Annotated in this window: 26 protein-coding genes; 11 read left to right on the forward strand and 15 right to left on the reverse strand. The window is 73.9% G+C overall.

Annotated elements, in window-relative coordinates:
- Positions 1-18 precede the first annotated feature (18 nt).
- Positions 19-411 carry a hypothetical protein gene (locus tag K4S16_RS17410; RefSeq protein WP_149259978.1) on the reverse strand — a complete coding sequence of 131 codons (393 nt, stop codon included), beginning with the start codon at positions 409-411 and terminating at the stop codon, positions 19-21.
- Positions 412-571: 160 nt separating this feature from the next.
- On the reverse strand, positions 572-1417 hold the full coding sequence (locus K4S16_RS17415; protein WP_149259979.1) for a hypothetical protein: 846 nt from the start codon (positions 1415-1417) through the stop codon (positions 572-574).
- Between the two features lie 136 nt (positions 1418-1553).
- Here K4S16_RS17415 and K4S16_RS17420 point away from each other — a divergent pair, with 136 nt between their 5' ends.
- Positions 1554-2546: an RNA-guided endonuclease TnpB family protein gene (locus tag K4S16_RS17420; protein WP_149259980.1), complete on the forward strand. Its 993-nt coding sequence runs from the start codon at positions 1554-1556 to the stop codon at positions 2544-2546.
- Positions 2547-2572: 26 nt separating this feature from the next.
- On the opposite strand, the gene K4S16_RS17425 is transcribed toward K4S16_RS17420, so the two are convergent.
- The 3 genes from K4S16_RS17425 to K4S16_RS17435 all read right to left on the reverse strand — a co-directional run bounded on the left by K4S16_RS17425 (position 2573) and on the right by K4S16_RS17435 (position 6088).
- Positions 2573-2821, reverse strand: a complete 249-nt coding sequence (locus tag K4S16_RS17425; RefSeq protein WP_149259981.1) for a hypothetical protein — start codon at positions 2819-2821, stop codon at positions 2573-2575.
- Between the two features lie 347 nt (positions 2822-3168).
- The gene (locus K4S16_RS17430) at positions 3169-4098 is read right to left on the reverse strand and encodes a dienelactone hydrolase family protein (protein WP_149259982.1); all 930 of its coding nucleotides are present in this window, start codon (positions 4096-4098) and stop codon (positions 3169-3171) included.
- Positions 4099-4495: 397 nt separating this feature from the next.
- Positions 4496-6088 (reverse strand): CocE/NonD family hydrolase, encoded by a 1593-nt coding sequence (locus tag K4S16_RS17435; RefSeq protein ID WP_200841928.1) that lies wholly within the window; start codon positions 6086-6088, stop codon positions 4496-4498.
- A gap of 81 nt (positions 6089-6169) precedes the next feature.
- On the opposite strand from K4S16_RS17435, the gene K4S16_RS17440 reads away from it, so the two are divergent.
- From K4S16_RS17440 to K4S16_RS17445, 3 genes are read left to right on the forward strand one after another with little or no spacing between them, the layout of a single operon-like run.
- Complete coding sequence (locus tag K4S16_RS17440) at positions 6170-6889, forward strand: arginase family protein (protein ID WP_200841929.1); 720 nt, start codon at positions 6170-6172, stop codon at positions 6887-6889.
- Complete coding sequence (locus K4S16_RS46480) at positions 6889-7074, forward strand: arginase family protein (RefSeq protein ID WP_200841930.1); 186 nt, start codon at positions 6889-6891, stop codon at positions 7072-7074. Before K4S16_RS17440 ends, K4S16_RS46480 begins: the two co-directional genes overlap by 1 nt.
- Positions 7075-7094: 20 nt before the next feature.
- A complete protein-coding gene (locus K4S16_RS17445) occupies positions 7095-7280 on the forward strand; it encodes a hypothetical protein (protein ID WP_149259983.1) in 186 nt (61 codons plus the stop codon).
- A 69-nt stretch (positions 7281-7349) separates the two neighbouring features.
- On the opposite strand, the gene K4S16_RS17450 is transcribed toward K4S16_RS17445, so the two are convergent.
- The 4 genes from K4S16_RS17450 to K4S16_RS17465 are packed head-to-tail and all read right to left on the reverse strand — an operon-like array spanning position 7350 to position 11463.
- Positions 7350-8465 carry a hypothetical protein gene (locus tag K4S16_RS17450; RefSeq protein ID WP_149259984.1) on the reverse strand — a complete coding sequence of 372 codons (1116 nt, stop codon included), beginning with the start codon at positions 8463-8465 and terminating at the stop codon, positions 7350-7352.
- 59 nt (positions 8466-8524) lie between these two features.
- Positions 8525-9127, reverse strand: coding sequence for a DJ-1/PfpI family protein (locus K4S16_RS17455; protein WP_149259985.1), 603 nt, complete (start codon positions 9125-9127; stop codon positions 8525-8527).
- Entirely contained in the window at positions 9124-10071 is a 948-nt protein-coding gene (locus tag K4S16_RS17460; protein WP_149259986.1) for a GlxA family transcriptional regulator, read from the reverse strand. The genes K4S16_RS17455 and K4S16_RS17460 overlap by 4 nt, the downstream gene beginning before the upstream one ends.
- Before the next feature lie 54 nt (positions 10072-10125).
- Complete coding sequence (locus tag K4S16_RS17465; RefSeq protein WP_235036866.1) at positions 10126-11463, reverse strand: LCP family protein; 1338 nt, start codon at positions 11461-11463, stop codon at positions 10126-10128.
- Positions 11464-11797: 334 nt separating this feature from the next.
- On the opposite strand from K4S16_RS17465, the gene K4S16_RS44390 reads away from it, so the two are divergent.
- The gene (locus tag K4S16_RS44390; protein ID WP_160160939.1) at positions 11798-11944 is read left to right on the forward strand and encodes a hypothetical protein; all 147 of its coding nucleotides are present in this window, start codon (positions 11798-11800) and stop codon (positions 11942-11944) included.
- Here K4S16_RS44390 and K4S16_RS17470 read toward each other — a convergent pair.
- Positions 11928-12383 (reverse strand): ATP-binding protein, encoded by a 456-nt coding sequence (locus K4S16_RS17470; RefSeq protein WP_149259988.1) that lies wholly within the window; start codon positions 12381-12383, stop codon positions 11928-11930. The two genes, K4S16_RS44390 and K4S16_RS17470, sit on opposite strands and share 17 nt — an antisense overlap.
- 176 nt (positions 12384-12559) lie before the next feature.
- Here K4S16_RS17470 and K4S16_RS17475 point away from each other — a divergent pair, with 176 nt between their 5' ends.
- A complete protein-coding gene (locus K4S16_RS17475; RefSeq protein ID WP_235036867.1) occupies positions 12560-13957 on the forward strand; it encodes a cell wall metabolism sensor histidine kinase WalK in 1398 nt (465 codons plus the stop codon).
- On the opposite strand, the gene K4S16_RS17480 is transcribed toward K4S16_RS17475, so the two are convergent.
- Positions 13935-14807, reverse strand: coding sequence for an NAD(P)-dependent oxidoreductase (locus K4S16_RS17480; RefSeq protein WP_200841931.1), 873 nt, complete (start codon positions 14805-14807; stop codon positions 13935-13937). The genes K4S16_RS17475 and K4S16_RS17480 overlap by 23 nt on opposite strands.
- A gap of 90 nt (positions 14808-14897) precedes the next feature.
- On the opposite strand from K4S16_RS17480, the gene K4S16_RS17485 reads away from it, so the two are divergent.
- Both K4S16_RS17485 and K4S16_RS17490 read left to right on the forward strand, forming a co-directional pair.
- The gene (locus K4S16_RS17485) at positions 14898-17969 is read left to right on the forward strand and encodes a BTAD domain-containing putative transcriptional regulator (protein ID WP_149259989.1); all 3072 of its coding nucleotides are present in this window, start codon (positions 14898-14900) and stop codon (positions 17967-17969) included.
- Positions 17970-17994: 25 nt separating this feature from the next.
- A complete protein-coding gene (locus K4S16_RS17490; RefSeq protein WP_149259990.1) occupies positions 17995-18870 on the forward strand; it encodes an arylamine N-acetyltransferase in 876 nt (291 codons plus the stop codon).
- Here K4S16_RS17490 and K4S16_RS17495 read toward each other — a convergent pair.
- Positions 18867-21578, reverse strand: coding sequence for a LuxR family transcriptional regulator (locus tag K4S16_RS17495; RefSeq protein WP_149259991.1), 2712 nt, complete (start codon positions 21576-21578; stop codon positions 18867-18869). The two genes, K4S16_RS17490 and K4S16_RS17495, sit on opposite strands and share 4 nt — an antisense overlap.
- A gap of 148 nt (positions 21579-21726) precedes the next feature.
- Here K4S16_RS17495 and K4S16_RS17500 point away from each other — a divergent pair, with 148 nt between their 5' ends.
- Positions 21727-22284, forward strand: a complete 558-nt coding sequence (locus tag K4S16_RS17500; protein ID WP_149259992.1) for a hemerythrin domain-containing protein — start codon at positions 21727-21729, stop codon at positions 22282-22284.
- A gap of 48 nt (positions 22285-22332) precedes the next feature.
- The gene (locus tag K4S16_RS17505) at positions 22333-22521 is read left to right on the forward strand and encodes a hypothetical protein (protein WP_149259993.1); all 189 of its coding nucleotides are present in this window, start codon (positions 22333-22335) and stop codon (positions 22519-22521) included.
- A 37-nt stretch (positions 22522-22558) separates the two neighbouring features.
- On the opposite strand, the gene K4S16_RS17510 is transcribed toward K4S16_RS17505, so the two are convergent.
- The 3 genes from K4S16_RS17510 to K4S16_RS17520 form a co-directional block, all read right to left on the reverse strand.
- Complete coding sequence (locus K4S16_RS17510) at positions 22559-22813, reverse strand: hypothetical protein (RefSeq protein WP_149259994.1); 255 nt, start codon at positions 22811-22813, stop codon at positions 22559-22561.
- A gap of 105 nt (positions 22814-22918) precedes the next feature.
- The gene (locus K4S16_RS17515) at positions 22919-23110 is read right to left on the reverse strand and encodes a hypothetical protein (protein WP_149259995.1); all 192 of its coding nucleotides are present in this window, start codon (positions 23108-23110) and stop codon (positions 22919-22921) included.
- Positions 23111-23121: 11 nt separating this feature from the next.
- A complete protein-coding gene (locus tag K4S16_RS17520; RefSeq protein WP_149259996.1) occupies positions 23122-23481 on the reverse strand; it encodes a DUF3140 domain-containing protein in 360 nt (119 codons plus the stop codon).
- A 129-nt stretch (positions 23482-23610) separates the two neighbouring features.
- Here K4S16_RS17520 and K4S16_RS17525 point away from each other — a divergent pair, with 129 nt between their 5' ends.
- Positions 23611-25077 (forward strand): aminotransferase class I/II-fold pyridoxal phosphate-dependent enzyme, encoded by a 1467-nt coding sequence (locus K4S16_RS17525; protein ID WP_149259997.1) that lies wholly within the window; start codon positions 23611-23613, stop codon positions 25075-25077.
- Positions 25078-25137 lie beyond the last annotated feature (60 nt).

Consider the following 25137-nt stretch of genomic DNA (forward strand, 5'->3'; position numbering starts at 1 on the left):
GTCCCCCTGATCCTTGGCTCACTGCGGGGTTCGCGGGTGGCCAGGCGGCGTCGCCAGGGGCGGGCGGCGGGGCCCGTCAGGGTCCGCTGGGACGGGCGCCGCCGGCGGAGACGCCCCGAGGGCGCGCTCCCCGCCGGGGACGTCGTCCAGGGCGCGGCCGCGGTCGGCGGCGGCGCGGCGGGCGAACTCGGCGGCGGCCGTCCGGCGGGCGAACTCTCCGGCGAGGGCGCGGCCGAGGACGTCGTCGTCGGGATGGTGCCTTTCCAGGTATTCGAGGGCCTCGGCCAGTTCCGCGGTGGTCAGTCGCCGCACGGGCTTCCCGGTCCAGCGCGGAAGGACGCCGAACCGTCCGGCCGGCGATACGGCGGAGGGTGCGGCGCGGGGTTCGGTGCTCATGGGCTCCGTGCTCATGTGCGGGGTCCTTTCAGTTCTGGTGCCGGAAGCGGCGGCACTGGAGGCGGGACGGTTCCGAGACCGCCGCACACCTGTCCGCCCGGCCGAGAGAGCGGCCCGCCCCAGCGGAGATACCGGTACGTCCGTGCAAGGGGACGCATCGGTATCCCACGGAGTCTCAGGAGTCGCTGAAGGACTTGCGTTCCACCCGTCCGTTCGTGCTCGGCCCCCGTCCGTTCGTGCTCGCGGACCGGCCGTTGGTGCTCGGGGCAAGGCGGGAGGTCTTGGCGGGCGAGGGGCGCGGCGGCGCGGTCTCCACCAGGTAGTCGTGGTCGGGCGCCGGGACGGCCGGACGCTGCTCGGGGCCGGCCGCCGGGCGGGGCTCGTCGCGGGGCCGGTCCCGCAGCCGCCGCGCCGCCTGCCGGAGGGCGCGCTCGCCGACGAGCCGCGCCAGTTCCAGGCCCCAGCAGTCCAGCTTGTCGGCGTCGGTGAGGTCCTCGCGGGCGCTCAGCTCGGCCGCGAGGCCGCCGAGCCGCTGCGCCTCGGACAGGTCGAACTCGCGCATGAGGTGGCAGCACAGCTCCGCAAGCGCCGCGTGGTCGCGTTCGAACGACAGCCCGGCCAGGTCGTTGTGCGACAGCCTGCTGAGCGCGCGCTTGCGCTCCAGCTCACCGTCGGCGAGCCGCAGTATGCCGCTGAGGAGGGCGACGGGACCGGTGCCGCCGCCGCGGCTCTGCGCGGGGGCGAACGACATGCGCAGCACCGCCGCGGAGCCGATCCCGGCGGCGATGACCCGGACGACCATGAGGCTCGCCGGGGGTGTGGTGGGGGGCAGCCCGAACGTCCACCCGGAGGCGGTCACCGCGATCAGCGCGATCAGCGCAGCGCTGGCGTTGACGAAGACGAACAGCAGCCCGCCCGGGGAGAGCAGGGCCGCGACGGGCTTGTCGCGGTAGCGCGCGACGAGCTCGGCGAAGCCGATCGCGCCGCCGATCAGGGCGGCGAAGAGCATCTCGATGGTCATCGGTTCTCCTTGGTGGATACTCCGGCCTTCAGACCGGGGGGAAACGAAGCTCCTGCCGAGCAGGGCAGGAAGGGGCGAGTCGCCTCCGGGGCCATTCGCCATCCGCGCTCGCACCCAGGCCGACAGGTTGCGGGCCATGGCGCGGCAGGTCAGGCGGGCATTCAAGTACCGCTTCCATCCCACGGGCGAGCAGGCGGCCGAGCTGTCGCGCACGTTCGGCTGCGTGCGGCTGGTGTACAACAAAGCGCTTGAAGAGCGCACCCGGGCCTGGAACGTCGAGCGGCGCCGCATTTCCTACGCGCAGTCGTCGGCCTTGCTGACGCAGTGGAAGAAGACCGAGGAACTGGCCTTCCTGGCCGAGGTGTCCTGCGTCCCGCTTCAGCAGGCGCTGCGCCATCTCCAGACCGCTTTCACCAACTTCTTCGCCAAGCGCGCCAGGTATCCGCGATACAAGTCGCGCAAGCGGTCGCGTGCGTCGGCCGACGCCGGGATAACTTCGCTGGTGACCTTGTCGACCGGGGAGAAGGTCGCCAATCCCCGGCAGGAGCGCCGTGACCGCGCCCGCCTGGCCAAGGCGCAGCGCGAACTCGCCCGCAAAGCCCCCGGCTCGGCGAACCGGGACAAGGCCCGCCGCAAGGTGGCCCGCGTGCACGCACGGATCGCCGACCGGCGCCGCGACCTGCTGCACAAGCTGTCGACCCGTCTCGTCCGTGAGAACCAAACGGTCGTGATCGAAGACCTCACCGTCGGCAACCTGCTCAAGAACCGCACGCTCGCACGCGCCATCTCCGATGCGGCGTGGCGGGAGCTGCGCTCGATGCTGGAGTACAAGTGCGCCTGGTACGGCCGCGAGCTGGTCGTGGTCGACCGCTGGTTCCCCTCCTCCAAACTGTGCGCGGCCTGCGGAACCATCTGCACCAAGCTGCCGCTGGACGTCCGCGAATGGACGTGCGAGTGCGGCGCGATGCATGACCGCGACGTGAACGCGGCACGCAACATCCTGGCCGCCGGGCTGGCGGTGACCGCCTGTGGAGACGGTGTAAGACCTCAACGGGACACCTCCCGGACGGGGCACTCGTCGGCGAAGCAGGAAACCCAACGGGCGACCGCTGGAATCCCCCACCCTTAGGCGGGAGAGGAAGCCAAGGACTTCCCTTACGCGCTGCGGGCGGACAGCCGGCCGAACGGGGACTCCTCGGTCCTGCCGCGCCGGGACGGCAGGGGTGCGGGGCGCCGCCGGGACGCCGGCTCGCCGCGTCCGACCTCCAGGAAGACCAGCAGCCACTCGGCGGGCCCGGAGGCGGCCCCGGTGTACGTGCGCAGCGCCTGCTCGCGGGCGCCGAGAAAGGCCAGCATCCACTCGGCGGGGCCGGTCGCCCCGGTGGCTCGAATTCGTGAATCCATGCGGGAGACCATTCCGCAGCCGAAGATCGAAGTCGACTCCTTCCGGGTCAATTTTGCGGGTCCCGCCTCACACACCGACCATTTGCCGTCATGTCGGAAACGTCGGCCGGGCAGCGCGATCTCCTTCCCGGTGGCACGGCGGACGGGAGGTTGGAACGGGCGCGAGGTTTCCTTTACGAAGAATTGCGGCAATGCGCCGGGCGGCCTGCCAGGGGGAGATCCCGATTTATGCGGCGGTGCCGCGCCCGCACGCCACCGAGCATTCCCTCACGACACGCCCCCGGGGTCGCGGACGGTGGTGGCGGCCGAGCGGGGGTGGCCGCCACCACCGTCCGGAACCGGCTGGATCAGCCGGTCGGGCAGGTGCCCTCGTACTGGGCGATGGTCGTGCTCGGGCTCGGTTCGGGGCAGAGGAACTGCTCGTAGCGGGCGTCATCGTCCACGAACCGCTTCATCCAGGCGATGGCATATTTCGCGATCGTCGTGTTCGGCGCGTTGAACGTCGTGTGCCCGGCGTTCCTCAGCTCCAGGTACGCCTTCTCGGGGACGGCCGTAAGGGTGCCGTAGTACCTCTCCGCCATCGAGTCGGCCGGCGCGATGGTGTCGTTGTCCGCTCCCATGATCATGGTGGGGGCCTGGACGTTCTTCCAGTCGTAGTTGGTGTCCCACGGCGCGAGGGGGACGGCGGCCTGCAGCGACGCGCGCTTGTTCGCGGCCTCCAGCGTCCCGCCGCCGCCCATGGAGTGGCCCATGACGGCGAGGCGGGACGCGTCGATCCGGTCCTTCGCCTTGCTCTTGCCCGTCATGTAGTCGAGCGCGGCGAGGAGCTGGTCACCGCGGGCGGCCGGGGCGTCGAGCAGGCTCTTGGTCTCCAGGGTCATGACGACGAAGCCCTGCGACGCGAGGCGGGGCCCGTACCAGTCGATCACGCTCTGCGGGGACATGAACCCGGGCGAGACGGCGATGGCGCCGAACGTCCCCTGGCTCGTGTCGGTCGGCGCGTAGATGGTGCCCCTGTTGAAGCCGGTTCCGCTGCCCGCCGGAACATCGATCTTCTCGATGGCGAACGGGCCCCGCTCCGCGGTGATGCTCGCCTCGGTCGGCGCGGGCCCGCGCTCGTAGGGGCTGTCGGCGGGAGCGGCGGCGAGGGGACGGGCGGGCAGGGCGGCGGGACCTGCGGGGGCGGCGGCCTGCGCGGCGGGCGCCAGCGCGGCGCCGGCGGCCAGGGCGACGGTGGCGGGGAGGACTCTGAGCGCGTGCGTCAGATGCCTGTACATCGGGAGCGCACCCTTCACTAGGCGTGACCCGCAGCGGGGGTGGAATCCGCGGGTTCCCGCATTGTGAAGCGCTCCGGCTTTCTTTGCTTCTCCCGCAACTGCGTTCTCGCCGTGGCGACATCGTCGCCGACTGACAAAGTGGTCAGCCGGCGGGGCAGTCCATGGAAACGGACGGAGGGGCCACTCCCCCCGAGTGACCCCTCTCCCCCCGTACCGCCGTCGCCGTCCCGGCGCGGACACAGGACCGGCCGCTCCCCCCGAAGCGGCTCGCGCCGGTCGTTCGGCGGATGCGAAGACCGTAGCGAGCCGTCCGCGGGCGCATCCCGGCTTTGCCCGGCCCTGTCGACGAACGGGCCGCCGCGTGCGATGAGCGGAGCACACCGCGCGTCCGGCGTGGTCAGCCTCGCCAGACTGGCAGGTGGACGGCGGAGGGGTGGTCCCGGTCGCGGAGGACCTCGAAGCGCGTGCGCCGGGACGCGACCGCCCGTCCGGCGGGCTCCGCGGTGCCGTGGTTGCGGGCGAAGCGGGGGAACGCGCCGCCCGCGAGCATCACGCGCAGGCGGTGGCCGCGCCGGAAGCGGTACGCGGTCGGGTGCATCTCGATCTCGGCGCGGACGAGACCGGTGGACGTGATGCGCAGGATGCCGTCGGTGACGTTGCGCGAGACGCCGCCCCGGTCGACGTCGCAGAGCCGGACGAACAGGTCGCCGCGCCCGGTGCTGGTGCGCACGTGGACCGTCGCCGAGACGGGCCCGATCACGTCGAGGTCCTCGGGGAGCGGCGCACCGGTGAGGACGGCCACGTCGTCCCGGCGTTCAAGGGGGGCGTTGTCGCGCTGCCTGCCCTTGCCCGGCGACAGCAGCGGGCCGCCGACGTTCGGGGTCGGGTCGAGGGGGTCGTAGGTGAACGTGGCGGGGTCCGCATCCGGCTCGTCCCAGACGAGGCCCTGCGAAAGGTAGAGCGGCGTGGGCGTGGTCTCGGGCGGGGGCCACTGGTCGAAGTCCAGCCAGGTGTTGGCCTGTTGCAGGTGGAGCCTTACCGGCGCCCTGCGGAGTTGGGCCTTGTCTCCGTTCAGGTGGGCGTTCAGCCAGGAGACCTGGTCGTAGAGCGTCGCGCGGAGGGCTTTGGCGTCGTGCCCCCAGGGGCCGATGGTGATGCGGACCTGTTGTCCCTCCGCGCGCATGGCGGCGAAGTCCCTGAGCTGGCCGCGCAGGAAGAGGTCCCACCAGCCCGTGACCATCGTGGTGGGGGTGGTGGTCATCGGGACGGCGGGGCTGTGGTCGGTGGCCTTCCAGAAGTCGTCGCCGGGCTCGGCATGGGCCGTGACCTCGCGCAGGAACGGTTCGGGGCGTCCGATGGCCGCGAGGTCGGCCTCCCCCACCGGAAGGTGCCGCATCGCCCGCCGGACGCGCCGGTGGTGGAACGGCCGCCTTCTCCCGTCCTGCGTGCCCATCAGCGACGACCAGACAAGGGTGTTGTGCAGGGCGAGCGCGCCGCCCGGGTAGAACGAGCTGGCGAACTCGGACGCGGTGATGCCCAGTCCCATCGCGGCCAGCGGCGGGTCCGCGTACGGCGCGACGGCCCACTGGGTGAATCCGAGGTAGCTGGCGCCGGCCATGGCGATCCGCCCGTCGCACCAGGGCTGCGCACGGAGCCACTTGAGCGTGGCCAGGCCGTCGTCCTTCTCGTCGTGGAAGGCATGGAACTCGCCGCCCGACCCGAAGACGCCGCGCACGTTCTGGACGACCACCTGGAACCCGCGGCGGGCCAGGACGCCCGCGAACAGCCGGACGACGGCCTGCCGCTTGCCGTAGGGGGTGCGTATCAGCACGACGGGCAGCGGCCCCGCGCCGCGCGGACGGTAGAGGTCGGCGACGAGCACGACGCCGTCCGGCATGGGCATCCGCAGGTCCCGTGCCGCCTCGACGTGCGGGGACGGCGACTCGGGGAGGCCGAGGACGCGGTCGACGAGCCGCCCCGAAATGGTCACTGACCGATCCTTTCCGGCGATTCCGATGTTCCGCTTGTTTCCGTAGTGTGCCGGGCCGAGTCCGTGTTCTAGATTGCAGGAATGATCGCAGTGCTCGACGCCCCGTCCAACCTGGGGCTCCGTCCTCCGCGCGAGGGCCACGAGCCCGGTGTGCGGCGGCTCGCCCGCGCGCTGCGCGGGCACGACATCGTCGCCCGGCTGAAGGCCGAGGACGCGGGCCGGGTGGACCCGCCGCCCTACGTGTTCGGCCCGGACCACGAGACCGGCTACCTGAACGGACCGGGCATCGCCGACTACACCGAGCGGCTCGCGGCCTGCGTCGGCGAGATCCTGGACCGCGGCGACTTCCCGGTGGTGCTCGGCGGGGACTGCGGCATCCTGCTCGGCCCCATGCTCGCGCTGCGCCGGCGCGGCGCGTACGGCCTGGCGCATCTGGACGGGCACGACGACTACTCGCCCCGGCGGGACCCGTCGACCGTCGCCGGACGGCTGACGGCGGGCGGGGCGGCGCTCGGCCTCGTCACCGGGCGCGGCCCGGCCGCGCTCACCGGCATCGAGGGGCTCGCCCCCTACGTGCGGGAGGAGGACGTCGCGCACATCGGCGTCCAGCGGGAGCCCGAGGACTTCGAGCTGTTCGACCTGGACGCGTTCGAGGCCTCGCACGTGCGGCGCTTCCCGATCGAGTACATCCGCGAACACGGCGCGGACTCGGCCGCCGAGGGGGCCCGGGCGCACCTGGAGGCCGCCCCGATCGAGGGTTCTGGATCCACCTCGACGTCGACATCCTGGACAAGAGCGTGATGCCGGCCGTCGACTCCCCCAACCCGGACGGTCTGTCGTTCGAGGAGCTGACGTCCGTCCTGCGGACCCTGGTGGCGAGCCCGCGCGCGGTTGGGGTGCACATCGCCATCTACGACCCGGAACTGGACCCGGACGGCGTGGCCGGCGCGGCCCTCACCGAGACGATCGTCGCGGCGTTCTCGTAGCCGTGTCGTCCTCGTGAGCCGTGTCGGCCAACGTCCACTTCGTCTCCAGCGAGGCGATCGACCCCGCTGAGGTCCACGAACTGGTCCTGTCGCTGGGCGGCGGCCGTGACCCCCTGCATCACGTCCCGGGGGAGGCGGCCCTCGCCCGAGACGGCGCCTGCGTCAACGTCAGCCGGTCCTGGTGCGGGGCTTCTCGGGGCGGCTGACGACCGTGGACGACGTGCGGGCGCGCGTCGCGGCGGGCGCCCACGACATCTTCGACCCGTGACGGGCGGTCAGACCGCGATCAGTCGTTCGTACTCGTAGAGGACGCTGGCGAACTCGCCCGTCGGCACCTCGCACGTGTGTCCGGGCAGCCACAGGTGCTCCAGCCGGACGGTCTGGACGTCGATCCTGACGTGGCAGGCGTTCCCCGTGTGCTCCCAACCTGGCCGCGCGGCGCGGACGACTTCCAGGTGGTGGCGGTGGCTCTGCACGTCGTGGAGCAGGAACGCCGTAAGGACGTGCCGCGGCCCGTTCACCGAAGGCGTGAACGCGCCGGCGCTGGAGGCGGCCGCCGCGAGGTCGACACCGGAGTCGGCGAGTTCAGGGAAGAACACCTTGACGCGCCGGGCGACACCCCCGATCTCGATGGGCTCGCAGGGGAGCCGCAGGACGGACTCCGGGTCGACGTAGCCGTGCACAGGCACCCCGGCGACGACACCCGACCACGCCCCGGGGATCCCGTTGAGGAATCGGGCCTGGGTCAGGGCGTTTCCCAGCTCGCCCATGAGGCGCTCCGGGTCGAGGCCCTTCGGCATGAACGTCTTGGTGCCGCTGCGTAGGCGCGTCCCCGATTCGTCCAGGACGGCGAGGTCCGCCCAGCAGGCACCGGAGCCGGTCTCCATGATGCCGTGCGGCAGGCAGGCGTCCGGGTGGGGAGTCAGGCCGGCCAGATCCTCCAGCACGGCGCGAGGGGTCTGGACGAGGCCCCATCCCTGCGTCCGCTGGGAGACCGAACCGAGGGCGAGGGAGGCGGCCATGGGCTCGCCGCTGCCCGGGCGGCCGAGCTCGCGTTCCAGGCTGCGGCGGCTCTTGAGCGCGCCGACCTGCTGGAGGTACTCGTCCAGGCACCGCCGCAGGACGGCCGGATCGAGGTCGCAGGACGCCCATCCGCCGACGTCCCGCACGTGCACGGTCGTCCCGTCGAAGTCGAGGCGGTGGTAGCGGTACTCCTCCTGCCAGGGCCGGGCCGCGCCGTCGCTCAGCCGCCCCTGGGCGCGCGCTATCGCCGAGACGTCCTCGCCCAGGTCGTTGATGAGAAAGTCGCGCAGCGGGGCGTGCAGGGGATCGGTCTCCACCGCCACCCGGACCCCATCGCTGCGGAACCGCACCGGAAGCGACATCGCCATTCGCGTGATTATGCCTATAAGCGAAGATCATCACCGGTATGGCGGAATGTTCGTTCCGATCAGACGGGTTCGTCCGCCATGTACGGGGGCGCCGGCTCGTACTGGAGGTAGCGGCGAACCGCTCGCGCGTGGTCGCGGCCGTGGATGCGTCCGACCAGCCAGAGGGCCATGTCGATCCCGGCGGACACGCCCTGGCTCGTGACGAGGCCGCCGTCCACGACGTAGCGCGCGTCACGGATGACCGTGACGTCGCCCTTGGCCTCCAGAACGTCCTCGGAGGCCCAGTGAGTCGCGACCCTGCGCCCTCTGGCCGGGCCTGCGGCGTGCAGCAGGATCGACCCTGTGCACACGCTCGTCACCCAATCGGCCTGTTCGGCGACCTTCGCTATCCAGCCGGTGACGGCCGGGTTGTTCGGCTGCGTCACCCTAGCGCCGCGCCCGCCGGGAACCAGGAGGACGTCCAGCTCCGGGTGGTCGTCCAAGGTGTGGTCCGGCACGACCCTCATGCCCTTGTTGCAGCGGACCGGCTCCGCCCCCTCGGCGACCAGGACCGCCCTGTCGCCTTGCTCGCGCAACATCGCCGACGCCGTGAACACCTCCCACGGGCCCACGAAGTCCAGCTCCTCGGCCTCCTCGAACACCAGCAGCCCATACGTGGTCATGCGTACTCCCTCGTTCCTCTGAACCGGTCCCGGTAGTCCGACGGCGCGACGCCGACGTGCTTGTGGAACGCCCTGCGCAGCGTCTCGCCCGTCCCGAAGCCCAGCCGCCGCGCCAGCGCCTCGACCGGCTCGTCCCCCTCCGCCAGCGCCCGCCTGGCGGCCTCGATCCGGACGCGCTCCACGTACGCGGCGGGCGGGACGCCCAGCTCGGCGGTGAACCTGCGCTGCAGATGCCGCTCGCTGAGGCCGGAGCGCTCGGCCAGGTCCGCGATGGTGTGCCGCGCGCCCGGATCGGCCTGGACGGACGACACCGCCGCGCGCACCGGGTCCGTCGCGGGCTGCGCCGACCACAGCGGCACGCTGAACTGCGACTGGCCGCCCGGCCGCCGCAGGAACATCACCAGCTCCCGCGCCACCGCGTGCGCGACGTCGCGCCCGTGGTCGTCCTCCACGAGGGCCAGCGCCAGGTCCATCCCCGCCGTGACGCCCGCGGACGTCCAGACGTGCCCGTCGCGGACGAAGATCGGGTCGCAGTCCACGGCCAGCCCGGGATGCTCCGCGCGGAGCTGCTCCTCCCGGGCCCAGTGCGTCGTGACCCGCCGGCCGTCCAGGACCCCGGTCTCGGCGAGCAGCAGCGCGCCGCTGCACACCGAGGCGACCCGCCGCGCCGTCCGCGCCGCCCGCGCGACCCAGCCGACGAGCTCCGCGTCGCCTCGGGCGTCGTCGACCCCGGCGCCGCCCGCCACGACCAGCGTGTCGATGCCCTCGGGCGCGAGGCCCGTGTCGAAGGGAGCGTGGACGCGGAGCCCGCCGGACGCCGTCACCGGCCCCACCCGCGGGCCGACGACCATGCACTCGTACCGGCCGGTGGTCTCGAACACCTCGTGCGGGCCGGTCAGGTCCAGGATCTGGAAACCGTCGTAGATCACGAACGCGACGCGCATGCGTCCAGGCTGTCACCGGGGCCGGCATGGCGTCCACGACGGGCACCCCACAGATCACGCCACCCGTTCGCACACCTCGTCGCTCGCCCGGCTCTCGCCGCGCTGGACGGGGATGCCGCCGGACGTCCGGACGCGCGTGAACCCCGTCCCGATGACCAGGTCCACGACGCCGGGGGCCGTCTTGGCGCGCGGCGCGACCCGTGCACCCGGAAGGAGGCGGGCGAGCGCCCTCGCCTGCGGCTCCGCGCCCGTCCCGTAGCGGACGTAGGTGCCCTGGGGCCGGGACCCGAGATTGCCGACCCCGGCGACCTGCCAGCCGGCGTCCTTGAGCTGCACCGCCACCTGCCCCGCGCGGCCGTCGATCCCGGACGCGTTGAACACCCGCACCTTCCCGGGCGGCACGCCCGGAGCCTTGGCGGGCGCCGGCGCCACCACGTCCCTGCGGAGGGCGTCGAAGAACTCGTTCGCGGCGGGCTGGGTGAGCACCACGCGGTTGCGGTTCAGCGCGTACGGCCCGGACGGCACGGTGACGAACCGCAGCTTCCCGGCGTTCAGGTCGCGCATGCCCTGCGCGATCTTCAGCATCTCGCCGGCGCTCAGCCCCTTGTCGGTCGTCAGCGACTCGGCCGTGGCCCTGAGCAGCGCGTTCAGGCGCCCCGGATCGGTGAGGACGCCCGCGCTCATCGCCTCCTTGGCGAGCGCGCCGAAGAAGTGCTGCTGCCGCGTGATGCGCTCGGTGTCGCTCCCGTCCCCGAAGCCCTTGCGGCTGCGGACGTAGGCGAGGGCCTGCTCGCCCTTCAGGCGGTGCCGGCCCTTGGCCAGGGTCAGCCCGGAGTCCTTGTCGTGGACGTCGCCCGTCACGCACACTGGCACGCCGCCGACCGCCGTCGCGATGCGCTTGAAGCCGGTGAAGTCCACCTGCACGAAGTGGTCGATGTGGACCTTCGTGAGCTGCTCGACGGTGTTCACCGTGCAGGTGGGGCCGGCACGGCCGATCGCCTCGTTCAGCATGGCGGCACTGCTGGCCGGCGCCTTCGTCCCGTCCCTGCGCGTGCACGCCGGGATCGGCACCAGCAGGTCGCGGGGGAAGCTGACGGCGACCGCCTGCCCGCCGCCCGGCGACAGGTGCAGCAGCACCATCGTGTCGGACGCGGGCGGCTTGCCCCGCAGGCCCCGTCCATACCGGGCGTTGGCGCCCTCGCGGGTGTCCGACCCGAGCACGAAGATGTTGACGGCCTCGTTGAGCTTCTTCGGCCGGTTCCCGCCGATCAGCCGGTCGACGTCCTCGTGCTGGACGGCGTTCTGCAGCCGCCAGTAGTACCCGTACGCGGACAGCCCGCCCGCCACCATCACCGCGGCCACCGCGACGGCGACCCAAGCCAGCAGCTTCATGAAGCCTCCCGGCATGTATCGCCGCTTCTCCGGCGCCGGGTTCACGCGTCTCCGCGTGTTCCGTTCCCGCTCCCGGTCCACGCACTGGCGGAATTTATTGGTTGACACGCGTCCGGAGGTATGGCTAACTACTCACCATGAAGCTTTGATTCTTCTCCGGTCGAGCCGCCCCCGGCATTGCCACGGGCCCGCTCCCGTCTCCCCGCATGGCGCACCCGTCTCGCATGGCCACCTCTGTGTCCCTGCGACGATGCGGCGCGCCTTTCTCCACCTTTTTCGCGGCCTTTCACGGCCGAATTCAGACGTGCCCGGAGGTGATCTCTTCATGCGTGCGATGAACCATGAAACGAGCGGCGACCCCTTCGCCAAATCCCGGAAGAAGGGCAAGCGGAAGAACTCCGACTTCAGGTCGGCGAATTTCGCGAACAACCGCCGCAACGCCCGGCAGATGCCGGCCCGGCAGCTCAACCGGGGCCGCTGACCGGCGCCTCCCGGCCCCGGTCCCGCCCATCGCCGGCGACCGGGGCCGGGAACTCCGCCCACACCACCGTCCGGGCCCCGTCCGCCCGGAACCCCCACCGCGACGCGAGCGCGTCCACGATCCGCATCCCGCGCCCCGTCTCCGCGCCCGTCTCGTCCTTCAGGTGGGGGCGCCCGCCCGCCGCGCCCTCGTCCGCGACCTCGACCCGGTACCCCCCGTCCCCGGCCAGGACGGCGACCGTCACGAGCCCGCCCTCCAGCCCGGACGCCGTGTGCGTGATCGCGTTCGCGACCGTCTCGCTCGCCACCAGGACCAGGTCCTCCAGGGCGGGATGCCCGGCCGCCACGCACCGGACGAAGCTCCGCGCGCAGCCCACCGACCGCCGCACCCCCGGAAGCGTGATCTCGCCGATCACCACACGGTCCCGCGTCCCGACCACAGCACCGCCTCCCCGTCCCGACCGCCCTCACGTCCGGAAGGCGGCCCGTCACCCAGGATGTACGGATCGCGGCCCCTGTCCTGTTCACGGCGCCCCGCCCCGGCGCCGCACGCGGACCTCCGCCCCTCACGTTGCGTCACTTAGAGTGACGTTGTGCACGGTTCCGGGATTCCACTGTGACGACTGTGACGCAGGAGCACGCCCACGTGCTGAGCAGGCGCCTGCTCTTCTCCATGCGGGGGCGCGCGACCCTCATCACCGTCGCGGTGTCGGCGCTGATCCTGCTGCTGGCGCTGGTCCTGATGCTGCTGCTGGCGCGCGACTGGGCGCAGAACACGGTCGCGCGGGAGACGGAGCGGACCGCCGAGCGGATCGCGTTCGGCATCTCCAGGGGGACGAACCCCGCGATCATCGACGTCCGCCCGGACGAGGCGCAGATGGTGCAGGTCGTGAACACGCGGGGCGAGGTCGTGGCGGCCAGCGAGGCGATCCGCGGGCGCCCGGCGCTCGCGACCGCCGACCTGGCGCGCGGCGAACTGCTCATAGACCAGCGGGTCTGCCCCCGCTACCTGGACAGGTGCGTGTGGGCGTTCGGCCTCCGCCTCCGCACGTCGCCCTGGGGCCCGGACGTCATGGTCATCGCCGCGGCCCCGCTGCCCGGCCTGCTCAACGTGTGGCTGCTGCCCCTCGCCCTCTTCGGCCTGCTGGTCGCGCTGCTCAGCCTGATCGCGTGGTGGACGTGGCACACGATCGGCCAGGCGTTCGTACCGGTCGACCTGATCCGTGCCGAGATGGCCAGCATCGACGAGCGGGGCCTCGACCACCGGGTGCCCGTCCCGGAGGCCGGCGGGGGGATCCAGAGCCTCGCCGAGACCGTCAACGCCACCCTCGACCGGCTGGAGGCGGCGGCGAGCCGGGAGCGCCGCTTCGTCTCCGACGCCTCCCACGACCTGCGCAACCCGATCACCGGCCTGCAGACGCGGCTGGAGGTCGCCCTCGGCGAGCCGGACGACGCCGACTGGAAGCCGATGGTCCGCGGCGCGCTCCGCGACACGCAGCGCCTGAACGACATCGTCGCCGACCTCCTGGAGCTGTCGCGGCTCGACGCCCGCGCGCCGCAGCCGGTGGAGCCGGTCGACGTCGCCGCCCTGGTCCGCCGCGAGGTCGGCATGCGGAGCGGCGACGTCCCGATCACGACGCGCCTGGAGCCCGGCGCGGTCGTCCGCGCGAACCCGGTGCGGCTGAGCCGGGTGCTCGGCAACCTGCTGGGCAACGCCGAGCGGCACGCCGAGTCGCGCATCGAGGTGACCGTGTCGCGGGACGGCGGCGACGCGGTCGTGGAGGTCCTCGACGACGGCTCCGGCATCCCCGAGGAGGCCCGCGAACGCGTCTTCGAGCGCTTCGCCCGCCTTCCCGAGTCGCGGACCCGGGACCCCCACGGCACCGGACTCGGCCTGCCCATCGCCCGCGAGATCGCCGAGATCTACGGCGGCTCCCTCCGCATCGCCGACTCCGGCGCCGGCGCCCGGTTCGTGCTCCGCCTCCCGCTGGTCACCGGGGGCGGATCGCCGTGATGACGCTGGACAGCCCGTCCTCGCCGTGACCGGCCTCCACGGCACGCCAGAACAGGTCCCGCAGGGCGGTCGGACCCGCGACGTCGATCCCGGCCTCCCGGGCGGCCTCCACGACGTGGTCGGCGCCGACGGCCTGCATGCGGAGGCTGTTGTCCGCGCCCGGGGAGACGCCCGCGTCGATCTCCCCCGCGAGGTGCTTCAGGAAGCCCATCGGCCCGTCGCCGCCGAGGTCGAGCAGCATGGACGCCGCGAACGGGCGGAACCGCTCGGCGGAGACGCCCGCCGTGCCCAGCAGCGCGACGGCGTGCATGTAGGCGGTCAGGGTCGACCAGAAGAGGTACAGCTGCGACTGGTAGTAGAGCATCGCCAGGCCGGGGTCCTCGCCGACGAACGTGACGTCCCCCAGCTCGCCCAAGGTCTCGCGGTGGCGCTCCAACACCTGCTCAGGGCCGCTGTAGAAGACGTACGAACCCGGCCGGCCGATGCCCGGCGGAGGCACCATGATCCCACCGGTGATCAGGACGCCGCCGCGCCCGGAGACCCATTCGCTCGCGCGGCGCAGTTCGCCGGGGCTGCCGGAGCTGAGGTTGGCCAGTACCCGTCCTTTCAGGTCCGCGCCATCGAGCGAGTCGTGCATCGCCGTGTAGTCGGTCTGGCTCACGACGACCAGTTCCGAGGCCGCGAGGGCGTCGGCGGCGGTCGGGGCAAGGGTCGCCCCGGCCTCCACCAAGGGGGCCGCCTTGGACGCCGTCCGGTTCCAGACCGTGGTCGGGTGGCCGTTCTCGAGGAACGTCCTCGCCATCGTCGCGCCCATGGGCCCGAGGCCGATGACGGTCACTGGGGTGCTCACATGTCCTCCTGAGATGTGTTTCCTCCACACTCGCCTCGGCCGCTACGGACCTTCCTCGGGTCCGTCCGTAGCGGTGGCTACGCTGGCGCCGTGCGTTTCGGGGTGCTGGGGCCGCTCGCGGTGTGGACGGACGCCGGGGCGCCCGTCCGCGTACCGGAGGCGAAGGTCCGCACGCTGCTCGCCGTCCTGCTCACCGAGCCCGGACGTCCCGTCCCCGTCGACCGGCTGATCGACGCGCTGTGGGGCGACCGGCCGCCCCGCAACCCGCTCGGCACGCTCCAGGCCCGGGTCTCGCAGCTCCGCAAGGCGCTGGAGGAGGGCGAGCCGGGCGGCCGCGGCCTCGTCGCCGCCCGCCCGCCCGGCTACGCGCTCGACACCGCTCCGGAGGCGGTCGACGCCGGGCGGTTCATGGCGGCGCTCGGCCGCGAGGCCGCCGACCCCCTCGCCCGCAAGCGGCTCCTCGGCGACGCGCTCGCGCTGTGGCGCGGCCCGGCCTTCGCCGACTTCGCCGACGCCGGGTTCGCCCGCACCGCGATCATCGAGCTGGAGGAGGCGCGGCTCGCGGCGCTGGAGCGGCACGCGCAGGCCCGGCTCGACCTCGGCGAGCACGCGGCGGTGGCGGCCGAGCTGGCCGCGCCCGCGGCCGACCATCCGCTGCGCGAGCGGCTCCACGCCCTCCACCTGCGCGCCCTCCACCTGGCCGGCCGGCAGGGCGAGGCCCTCGCGGGCTACCACGCGCTGCGCGAGCGGCTCGCCGAGGAGCTCGGCGCCGACCCGAGCTCCGAGCTGGCGGCGCTCCACCTGTCGATGCTCGCGGGCGACTCCGTCCCGCCGCCGCGGCCGGCGCCCCGGCTGCCCGCGGCGCTCGACGAGCTGATCGGCCGCGCGGACGCGGTCGAGCGGGGCCGGGCCCTGCTGGCCGAGCACCGGCTGGTGACCTTGACCGGGCCCGGAGGCGTCGGCAAGACCCGGCTCGCCGTGGAGATCGCCGCCCGGTCGATCGCCGAGCATCCCGACGGGGTGTGGATGGTCGATCTGGCCGCCGTCGACGACAGCGCCGACGACGACACCGCCGGCGGCGTGGCCGGGCAGGTCGCCCGCGCGCTGGGCCTGCGCGAGGAGTCCGCCGGGCGGCCGATCGCCGACGCGCTGCGGGGCCGGCGGGCACTGCTCGTCCTGGACGACTGCGAGCGCGTGCTCGAACCCGTCGCCGAGCTCGCCGGGCGCCTCCTCGCCGACGCGCCCGGCCTCCGCGTCCTCGCGACCTCGCGCGAACCGCTCGGGATCGCCGGGGAGCGGCTCCAGGTCGTCCCGCCGCTCGACCTCCCCGGCCGCGACGCCTCTCCGGACGCGCTGCGGGAGGCGGGCGCGGTCCGGCTGTTCGTCGCGCGGGCCGCCGCGGCCTCCCCCGGCTTCGCGCTGGACGGCGGCACCGCACCGTGGGTCGCGGCGATCTGCCGCCGCCTGGACGGGCTGCCGCTCGCGCTGGAGCTGGCCGCGACCCGCGTCCGCGCGCTCGGAGTGCGGGAGCTGGCGGCGCGGCTGGACGACCGCTTCCGCGTGCTGGCCGACGGGCGGCGCGGCGGCCCGGCCCGGCAGCGGACGCTCCGCGCGGTGATCGACTGGAGCTGGGACCTGCTCACCGCGCCCGAGCGGGTCGCGCTGCGGCGCCTCGCCGTCCACGCGGGGGGCTGCACTCCGGCCGCGGCGGAGGCGGTCTGCGGGACCGGCGTCGAGGTGCTCGCCCGGCTGGTCGACCGCTCCCTCGTCGTCCGGACGGAGCAGGGCCGGTACCGGCTGCTGGAGTCGGTCGCCGCCTACGCCCTGGAACGCCTGCGCGAGGCGGGCGAGGAGGACGAGTTCCGCCGCCGCCACGCCGTCCACTACACCGGCCTGGCCGAGCGGGCGGCGCAGGGGCTGCGCGGGCCCGAGCAGGGCCACTGGCTAGCGGTGCTCGACGAGGAGGCGGCGAACCTCGGCGCGGCGCCGGGCGGCGGCACGGGGTTCCGGCTGGTGAACGCGCTCGCCTGGTACTGGTACCTGCGGGGACGCTTCGAGGAGGCCCGCCGCGCGTTCACCGCGGCCCTGTCCGCACATCCGCAGGCGTCACCGGCCAGAACCGAGGCCGCGACGTGGCTGACCGCCTTCACCATGCTGGTCGGCGAAGGCGTCGATTCGGAGGAGCTCCGGCAAGCCGCCTTGGCCGAGCACGACGATCCGCTGGCCAGGGCCAAGGCCGAGTGGCTCCTGAGCCACGTGCACTGGGCGTACGGCGATCTGGCCATGAACGAGCGGCGCGTCGACCGCGCCCTTGCGGTGTTCCAGGAACGGGGCGACCGCTGGTTCACGGCCGCCGCGCTCGCGACGCGGGCCAAGCTCGCGGTCGGGCACGGCGACCTGGCCTCCATGGAGAGGGACGCGGTGCGCAGCGCCGCGCTGTTCGCCGAGCTCGGCGACCCGTGGGGGCGGCTGGAGGCGTCCGACGCCCTCGTCCGGCACGCCGAGATCACCGGCGCGTACACCGAGGCCGCGCGGCTCCTGCGCGACGGTCTCCGGCTGGCCGAGGAGATGGGGATGTGGCCGGAGGCCTCGTTCCGGCTGGCCGGCCTCGGCCGCGTCGCGCTCCTCACCGGCGCCCTCGGCGAGGCCCGCGACCTGCACGAGCGGGCCCTCGACCTGGCGCGCCGGCACATGGCGCGGTCGGCCGAGGAGTTCGCCGAGGTCGGGCTGGGGCTCGTGGCCCGCGCCCGCGGCGACCTCGCCGCCGCCGAGGCCCACCTGCGCGCCCGGCTCGGCTGGCTGCGCGGCATCGGCGGGACCGCCGGCATCGCGTTCGTGCAGGCCCAGCTCGGCTTCATCGCCGAGGAGCGCGGCGACGCCGCGGCCGCGCTGGCCCTGCACACCGAGGGGCTCGCCGCCGCGCGGGCCGTCGGCGACCCGCGCGGGATCGCCCTCGCGCTGGAAGGGCTGGCCGGGGCGCGGTCCCTGGCGGGCGAGCACGAGGCGGCGGCCGGGCTGCTCGCCGAGGCGGGCTCGCTCCGCGCGGCGGCCGGGGCGGCCCTGCCGCCCGCCGAACGCCGCGACGTCGAGCGGATCGCCGGGAGGATCCGGGGAGCCTCCGGTGTTGTCGCCAAGGACGGTGGTCCGGCGCCACCGGGATGATCGGCACCGGCGGGGAGAGGGAGACATGAGCGAGGACCTCGGATACGGGTGGGAGGGCGAGCTGCTCGACCTGCCCGCCTACCTGAAGCGGATCGGCCACGACGGCGACCTGGCCCCGACCGGCGCGACGCTGCGGGCCCTGCACCGCGCGCACGTCACGTCCATCCCGTTCGAGAACCTGGAGATCATGCTCGGGCGGCCGATCGACCTGTCGCTGGAGGCCGTCCAGGCGAAGCTGGTCCAGCGGCAGCGCGGCGGCTACTGCTACGAGCACAACCGGCTGTTCGCGGCGTTGCTGGAGAAGCTCGGGTACGAGGTCACGGCGCTGGCGGGGCGGGTGACGCTGGGGGCGCAGAAGATCCTTCCGGCCACGCACGCGCTCCTGCACGTCCATCCGCCGGACGCGCCGCGGGACGAGCCGGCCTGGCTGTGCGACGTGGGGTTCGGCGCCGGCCCGCTGGAACCGCTGCGGCTCGTGGACGGCGAGGAGGCCGACCAGGACGGCTGGGGCTTCCGCCTCCGGCGAGGCCGCACCGTCACCGCCTGGACGCCGAACACGGCGGGCTGGGAGATGCACCAGCGCGGCCCGGACGGGTGGGTCCAGCGGCACACGTTCGTGCTGAGCGAGGCGTTCCGCATCGACTTCGAGGTGGGCAGCCACTTCGTCTCGACCAGCCCGCGTTCGCCCTTCACGACCCGTCCGTACGTGCAGAAGTTCTCCGCCGGCGACCTCCGCGTCCTGGACGGGACGACGGTGACCGTCACCCGCCCGGACGGGAGCGCCGAGGCCCGCACGCTCGCCCCCGAGGACGTGCCCGACGTCCTGGCCCGGGATTTCGGGATCGTCCTGGAAGGCGAGGACCCTGACCGCCTCGTCGAGTTCATCCGCACGAAGAACTAGCCCAGGTCGAGGCGGGCGAGTTCCGTCCGCGCGGTGATGCCGAGCTTGGGATAGGCGTTGTAGAGGTGGTAGCCGACGGTCCGGGGGCTGAGGAACAGCTGCGCGCCGATCTCCCGGTTGCTGAGGCCCGTCGCCGCCAGCCGGGCGACCTGGAGTTCCTGCGGGGTGAGGCGGGCGGCGAGGTCGTCCCCGCCGCCCCGCCCGTCGGCGAGGCTCTCCCCGGCGGCGCGCAGCTCGGTGCGGGTCCGCTCCGCCCACGGCGCGGCGCCGAGCCGCTCGAACGCCTCCAGCGCCGAGTGCAGCCGCGCCCGCGCGTCGTTCCTGCGCCGCGACCTGCGGAGCCATTCCCCGTACAGCAGTTCGGTGCGCGCCTGCTCGAACGGCGTCCCACCCTCGCGGTGCAGATCGAGGGCCCGCGAGTACGCCGGGCCTGGGTCATCCGTGTCGAGGAGGGCCGCGCAGCGCGCCGCTATGGCCTGCACCCACGGCTGCTGCGTCTGCGCCGCCCACTCGGCGTACCAGTCGGCGGCGTCCCGCGCGCGCTCCGGGACACCGGCTCTGACGGCCGCCTCGACCAGGTCGGGCAGGGAGGCGATGGCTCCCTGGCGGTTGGGCCCGGCGACGGTGTCCGCGAGGCGTTCCAAGGCTGCCTCGTACCGGCCCAGCCCGAGGTCGAGGAGGCTGCGCGCGGCGGCGGCATGCACGCTGCTCGGCGGGAGGCCGCGTGACAGCGCCTCCTCCGTCAGCTCCATGCAGCGCTCCTCGTCGCCCTCGATCGCGGCGAGCAGCCCCAGGCTGGTGTCGAGGTAGACGCGGATGCGGTGCTGGCCGGTGTCGGCGGCGATCCGCGCGCCCTCCGTCGCGCCGGTCAGCGCGTCGCGGTACCTGCCGAGGATCAGGTCCGTCCGGGTCCGGAGCATCAGGACGGGCGCGAGCAGCCCGACGGCACCCCGGTCGCGGACGCGCCGCTCCAGCTCCGCCGCGACCTCGGCCGCGCCGCGCACGTCCCCGACCAGCAGGTGCCACATGCCCGCGCGGATCCGGTCGCGCGGGGCGTAGCAGACGCTCATCTCGTCCATCAGCTCGCGCAGCGCCGCCACGCCGTCCGCCGGATCCGCGTCCGCGAGCGGGTTGTGCCCGGCGAACACCCGGCTCAGCGCCCGCAGGTGCGGCGCGTTCGGAACGCCGCGGCGCACGCCCTCGGCGGCGATGCGGTCCATCGCGGCGAAGTCCCCGGCGTTGGCGGCGGCGGCCGCGGCCTGGAAGAACAGGTAGCCGGACGTGCGGGGCTCGAGATCGGCGACCGACGCCGCCGTCTCGGCGAACAGTCGGTGCGCGTCGTGCGCCCGGTCCTGCTCGTCGGCGAGGGACGCCCTGATCAGCGTCAGCTCCGCCCGGGACAGCGGGTCCGGCAGGTCGGCCTCCGCCCGGACCGCCAGCTCGACCGCGCGCTCGGGCAGCCCCGCGTCGGCCGACGCCCGCGCCGCCGCCGCCAGCCGCCGGCCGCGCTCGGCCCGGTCCGGCGTGAGCTCGGCGGCGGCCTCGTACATGGCGGCGACGGCCGCGTTGCCGCCCGCGTTCCGCTCGGTCTCGGCGGTCTTCTCCAGGACGGCCGCGACGCGCTCGTCCGGTTCCGTCACCGAGCGGGCCAGGTGCCAAGCGTGGTGGCAGACGTCGCCGCGGTCGAGGTACGCCTGTGCCAGCGCCTGGTGGGCGGCCAGCCGCCGGCCGAGCGTCGCGTCGCGTGCGGCGGCGGTGCGGATCAGCGGATGCCGCACCTCCAGCCGCCCATCGCGGGTGCTGCGCAGCAGGCCCGCGCGCTCGGCGGGCTCCAGGTCGCCGACGGACGCGCCGGACCGCTCCGCCGCCTTCACCACCACGCCCGCGTCGCCGAGGTCGTCCACCGCCACCAGCAGCACGAGCCGCCGCGCCGGCTCCGGCAGCGCGGCGATCCGCTCGGCGAACGACCGCAGGATCCGCTCGTAGGCCGACCCGTGCCCGCCGCTCCCCGGGAGTTCGAGCAGCGCCAGCGGGTTGCCCATCGCCCCGGCGAGGATCTCCCGCCGGACATGGCCGGGCAGGTGGGGGGCGCGCTCGGCCAGCAGGGCGGCGGCCGCGTCCCCGTCGAGGCCGTGCAGGCGCAGCTCCGGCAGCCCCTCCGCGACGAACTCCGGCGGGGCGGACTCCGGGGAGGCGGGTTCGGGCGCGTCCGCGTCGCGGGCCGCGAAGACGATCGCGATGGGCTCGGCGTCGAGGCGGCGGGCGGCGAACAGCAGCGCCTCGGCGGACGAGCCGTCGATCCAGTGCGCGTCGTCGACCAGGCAGAGCAGCGGCCGCTCCTCCGCCAGGTCGGACAGCAGGGTCAGCACCGCGAGCCCCACGAGGAACCGGTCGCTCTCGGCCTCCGGACCGCCTATGTTGAGGGCCGCTCGCAGGGCCTCGGCCTGCCCCTCCGGGAGGCCCGCGATCCTGTCGAGATGGCGGCCGAGCAGCAGGTGCAGGCCCGCGTAGGGCATGCCGCTCTCGCTCTCGAAGCCCGTCCCGCGCAGGACGCGCATGCCGTCCGCGGCGCCGGCGGCGTGGTCGAGCAGGGCCGACTTGCCGATCCCGGCCTCGCCGCGCAGCACGAGGACCCCGCTGCGCCCGGCGCGGGCCCGGCCGAGGAGCTCGTCGATCGCGGCCAGTTCCCCGTCCCGCCCGTACAGCATGCGCTCACCCTACTCAGCCCGCCGGGCGGGGAAACGGCCGCGCACCCCCGCCCGCCCGTCGCGGCGCCCTGATGGTTGAAGCCCTCACCTCGGGTATCGCCACGAGTCGGACCACCACGGGAGTCGAGCACTCACAGGAGGTTGTGTCATGGCCGACCAGGCCACCAAGGAGAACGTCGTCGACCTGCTGCTCGCGCAGCACCAGGAGATCCGCCACCTCGCCTCGACCGTGGAGAAGAACCACGGCAAGGTGCGCAAGGACGCCTTCGACCGGCTGCGCAGGCTCCTCGCCGTGCACGAGACCGCCGAGGAGGAGGTCGTCCACCCGTTCGCCCGGCGCGCCGCCGCCGACGGCTCCCAGGTGGTGGACGCGCGGCTGGAGGAGGAGAACAAGGCCAAGGGCGTCCTGTCCGACCTGGAGAAGATGGACCCCGAGTCCGCCGACTTCGAGGAGACGTTCGCCAAGTTCCACAAGGACATCGAGGCGCACGCCTCGCACGAGGAGAAGGAAGAGTTTCCGCGCATCGCCCGCGAGGCCACGCCCGAGCAGATGCGCGGCATGGCCAAGGCCGTGAAGGCCGCCGAGGCCGTCGCCCCGACCCACCCCCACCAGGGGACGGAGTCGCCCACCAAGAACCTCGCGGTCGGCCCCATGGCGGCCGTCGCCGACCGCGTCCGCGACGCCATCGGCAAGGCGCGCGGCTGAACGTCAAGGGGCGGCCCGGCGGGCCGCCCCTCTCCCGAGGAGGATGCGATGACCGACCGCAGGAACGACCAGGACAAGCCGCTCGCCGACCGGCGCGCCGAGGCCGGGGCGCCTCAGGAGGACGACGCCGACGTGGGGGCCGAGCACACGCCCGGCCCCACCGACCCGCCGAACGCCGAGGCCGACACCCCCGGCGGCGAGGACGAGGGCTACAGCCCGCAGACCGAGATCCCCTAGGTCCCCGTTCGCCCGGCCGGACACCGCGGGACGCCGGTCATTCGCTGTCGTCGTCCTGATCGGCGCCGAGCGTGACGCCGACGACGTCCTCCACTTCGCTCAGGACCGCGGCGAACTCCGGGACCGAGCCCGTGCCCTCCAGCGTGAGCGTCACCACGGCGTTGCCGGGGCGGCGCCGGTCCGGTTCGCGTCGGTCCCGGCGCTCGTCGCGGCCGCGGTCGGAGTCGTCCGGCAGGTAGTCGCGGTCGACGTCGACCTCCAGGATCACGAAGTTGCGCTGGGTGGCCTCCATCAGGACCTGCCGCAGGACGCCCCGCCCGGCCGCGTGCGGACCAGGCCGCGAGCAGCAGACGGGAGGCCGCCCCGGACTCTCTCCGGGGCGGCCTCCGGCCTGCTGCTAGGCGGGGTGCGGGGGCTGCTGGTCCGGCGGGGTGCCGCCGCCCTTGCCGCCTCCCCTGTTCCCCTTGTCGGTGCCGTGCGCGTGGCCCTTGGACCTCGTCGACCTGGGGTCGGTGGCCTCGGGCGCCGGCTCGTCCGTCACCGCGGTCTTCCCGGACCGCCGGATCTCGGGCTGCTGCGGGTTCGGCATGCTCTCGCCTCCTATGCGCTGGACGGTTCGGGACGCAGGGGGTCGTGGCCCACGCTCATCAGCGCGTGCCGCCACTCCTCGTCCCGTTCCGCGTTCGGCGGTCGGTTCTCCAGCCGGTCCTCCACGAAGTCGACGACCTCCTGCATCACCTCCCCGTCGCTTTCGGTCAGGTCGACCTTCCGCTTGCGCAGCACGTCCACGACCCGGGCGCCCAGTTCCGACACCCCGGGGCCCCGGCCGTCCGCCGGGAACGCCTCCTCGCCGGACGCGTCCGTGAGCAGCCAGGTGCGCAGCTCGTCGGAGGTCATGTTCACGACCCGGTGGAAGTCCTCCCAGGCCAGCTCCACCTCGGGCGATACGCGGTTGTTCATCGGCAAAACTCCCTGTACGCGTTCATGCCCGCCGTACCCGACAACTGCTGCCCCATTCGCCCCAGCTTGTGGTTACTTGGCGTTGAACCGCCCGTGTTACGGCCCGACCCGCACGGGAACACGTCGGCCATGGACCATTCGGAAGCCCCCGTTCTGGACGCCCTTGCCGCCTACCACCGCGAGGAGCAGCTTCCCTTCACCCCGCCCGGCCACAAGCAGGGCCGCGGCGCGGACCCGCGCGCCCGCGAGGTGCTGGGCGACGCGGTCTACCGCTCCGACGTGCTCGCCATCTCCGGCCTGGACGACCGGACCTCGAGCAACGAGGTGCTCGAACGCGCCCAGGAGCTGATGGCGGACGCCGTCCACGCCGAGCAGGCGTTCTTCTCGACGTGCGGCAGCTCCCTGTCGGTCAAGAGCGCGATGCTGTCGGTCGCGGGCCCGGGCGAGAAGCTCCTCGTCGGACGGGACGCCCACAAGTCGGTCGTCTCCGGGCTGATCCTCTCCGGCGTCCGCCCCATCTGGGTCGAGCCGCAGTGGGACCCGGACCGGCATCTCGCCCATCCGCCCTCGCCCGCCGCGTTCGCCGCGCGGTTCCGGGAGCACCCCGACGCGCGCGGCGCCCTCGTCACCAGCCCGACGCCCTACGGGACGTGCGCCGACCTCGCCGCGATCGCCGCCGTCTGCCACGAGCACGGCAAGCCCCTCATCGTGGACGAGGCGTGGGGCGCGCACCTGCCGTTCCACGAGGACCTGCCCACCTGGGCCATGGACGCCGGCGCCGACGTGTGCGTGACGAGCGTCCACAAGATGGGCGCCGGGCTGGAGCAGGGATCGGTCTTCCACCAGCAGGGCGACCTGGTCGACCCCGCCGTCCTCAAGGCGCGGGAGGACCTGCTCGGCACGACCAGCCCGTCCGTGCTGATCTACGCGGGCCTGGACGCGTGGCGGCGGCAGATGGTGGAGCACGGGCACGCCGTGCTGCAGGACGCGCTGGACCTCGCCTCCGACGTCCGCGCGCAGATCGCGGCCATCGACGGCTTCGACGTCCAGGGCCGCGACGAGTTCACCGGCCCCGGCCGCTCCCACGACCTCGACCCGCTGCCCCTCGTCGTCGACATCGCCGGCCTCGGCGTCACCGGCTACCGGGCCGCCGACCGGCTGCGCGAGCACCACCGCGTCAACATGCACCTGGCCGACCACCGGCGGATCAGCGCGCAGATCACCTTCGCCGACGACAAGGAGACGACCGGCACGCTGCTCGCCGCCCTGCGCGGCCTCCGCGCCCACATCGACGACCTGCGCGGGTCGCCGACCGTCCAGGTGCCGCCGCCCGAGGAGCTGCGGCTCGAACTCGTCGTGCTGCCCCGGGACGCGTTCTTCGGCCCGGCCGAGCAGGTCTCCGCGTCCGACGCCGTCGGCCGCGTCTGCGCGGAGATGCTGACCCCGTACCCGCCCGGCATCCCGGCCGTCCTGCCGGGCGAGCGGATCACCGCACCGGTCATGGAGTACCTGCGCTCCGGCGTCGCCGCCGGGATGGTCGTCCCGGACGCCGCGGACAGCACCCTCGACAGCGTGCGGGTCTTCATCGAGGAGTGACGTTCGAGGGCCGCCGGGCCTGGGGGCGGGCGGAGCCGCCGCAGGTCGCGGGGCGGCGCT

Origin of the sequence: Actinomadura sp. K4S16 (assembly GCF_008327685.1) — a bacterium.
Taxonomy (GTDB): Bacteria; Actinomycetota; Actinomycetes; order Streptosporangiales; family Streptosporangiaceae; genus Spirillospora.

Bases quoted from the DNA above. Each gene is read 5' to 3' on its own strand.
- K4S16_RS17410 (WP_149259978.1), bottom strand. From the start codon at position 411: ATGAGCACGGAGCCCATGAGCACCGAACCCCGCGCCGCACCCTCCGCC.
- K4S16_RS17415 (WP_149259979.1), bottom strand. From the start codon at position 1,417: ATGACCATCGAGATGCTCTTCGCCGCCCTGATCGGCGGCGCGATCGGC.
- K4S16_RS17420 (WP_149259980.1), top strand. From the start codon at position 1,554: ATGGCGCGGCAGGTCAGGCGGGCATTCAAGTACCGCTTCCATCCCACG.
- K4S16_RS17425 (WP_149259981.1), bottom strand. From the start codon at position 2,821: ATGGATTCACGAATTCGAGCCACCGGGGCGACCGGCCCCGCCGAGTGG.
- K4S16_RS17430 (WP_149259982.1), bottom strand. From the start codon at position 4,098: ATGTACAGGCATCTGACGCACGCGCTCAGAGTCCTCCCCGCCACCGTC.
- K4S16_RS17440 (WP_200841929.1), top strand. From the start codon at position 6,170: ATGATCGCAGTGCTCGACGCCCCGTCCAACCTGGGGCTCCGTCCTCCG.
- K4S16_RS46480 (WP_200841930.1), top strand. From the start codon at position 6,889: ATGCCGGCCGTCGACTCCCCCAACCCGGACGGTCTGTCGTTCGAGGAG.
- K4S16_RS17450 (WP_149259984.1), bottom strand. From the start codon at position 8,465: ATGGCGATGTCGCTTCCGGTGCGGTTCCGCAGCGATGGGGTCCGGGTG.
- K4S16_RS17455 (WP_149259985.1), bottom strand. From the start codon at position 9,127: ATGACCACGTATGGGCTGCTGGTGTTCGAGGAGGCCGAGGAGCTGGAC.
- K4S16_RS17460 (WP_149259986.1), bottom strand. From the start codon at position 10,071: ATGCGCGTCGCGTTCGTGATCTACGACGGTTTCCAGATCCTGGACCTG.
- K4S16_RS17465 (WP_235036866.1), bottom strand. From the start codon at position 11,463: ATGAAGCTGCTGGCTTGGGTCGCCGTCGCGGTGGCCGCGGTGATGGTG.
- K4S16_RS44390 (WP_160160939.1), top strand. From the start codon at position 11,798: ATGAACCATGAAACGAGCGGCGACCCCTTCGCCAAATCCCGGAAGAAG.
- K4S16_RS17490 (WP_149259990.1), top strand. From the start codon at position 17,995: ATGAGCGAGGACCTCGGATACGGGTGGGAGGGCGAGCTGCTCGACCTG.
- K4S16_RS17495 (WP_149259991.1), bottom strand. From the start codon at position 21,578: ATGCTGTACGGGCGGGACGGGGAACTGGCCGCGATCGACGAGCTCCTC.
- K4S16_RS17500 (WP_149259992.1), top strand. From the start codon at position 21,727: ATGGCCGACCAGGCCACCAAGGAGAACGTCGTCGACCTGCTGCTCGCG.
- K4S16_RS17505 (WP_149259993.1), top strand. From the start codon at position 22,333: ATGACCGACCGCAGGAACGACCAGGACAAGCCGCTCGCCGACCGGCGC.
- K4S16_RS17510 (WP_149259994.1), bottom strand. From the start codon at position 22,813: ATGGAGGCCACCCAGCGCAACTTCGTGATCCTGGAGGTCGACGTCGAC.
- K4S16_RS17515 (WP_149259995.1), bottom strand. From the start codon at position 23,110: ATGCCGAACCCGCAGCAGCCCGAGATCCGGCGGTCCGGGAAGACCGCG.
- K4S16_RS17520 (WP_149259996.1), bottom strand. From the start codon at position 23,481: ATGAACAACCGCGTATCGCCCGAGGTGGAGCTGGCCTGGGAGGACTTC.
- K4S16_RS17525 (WP_149259997.1), top strand. From the start codon at position 23,611: ATGGACCATTCGGAAGCCCCCGTTCTGGACGCCCTTGCCGCCTACCAC.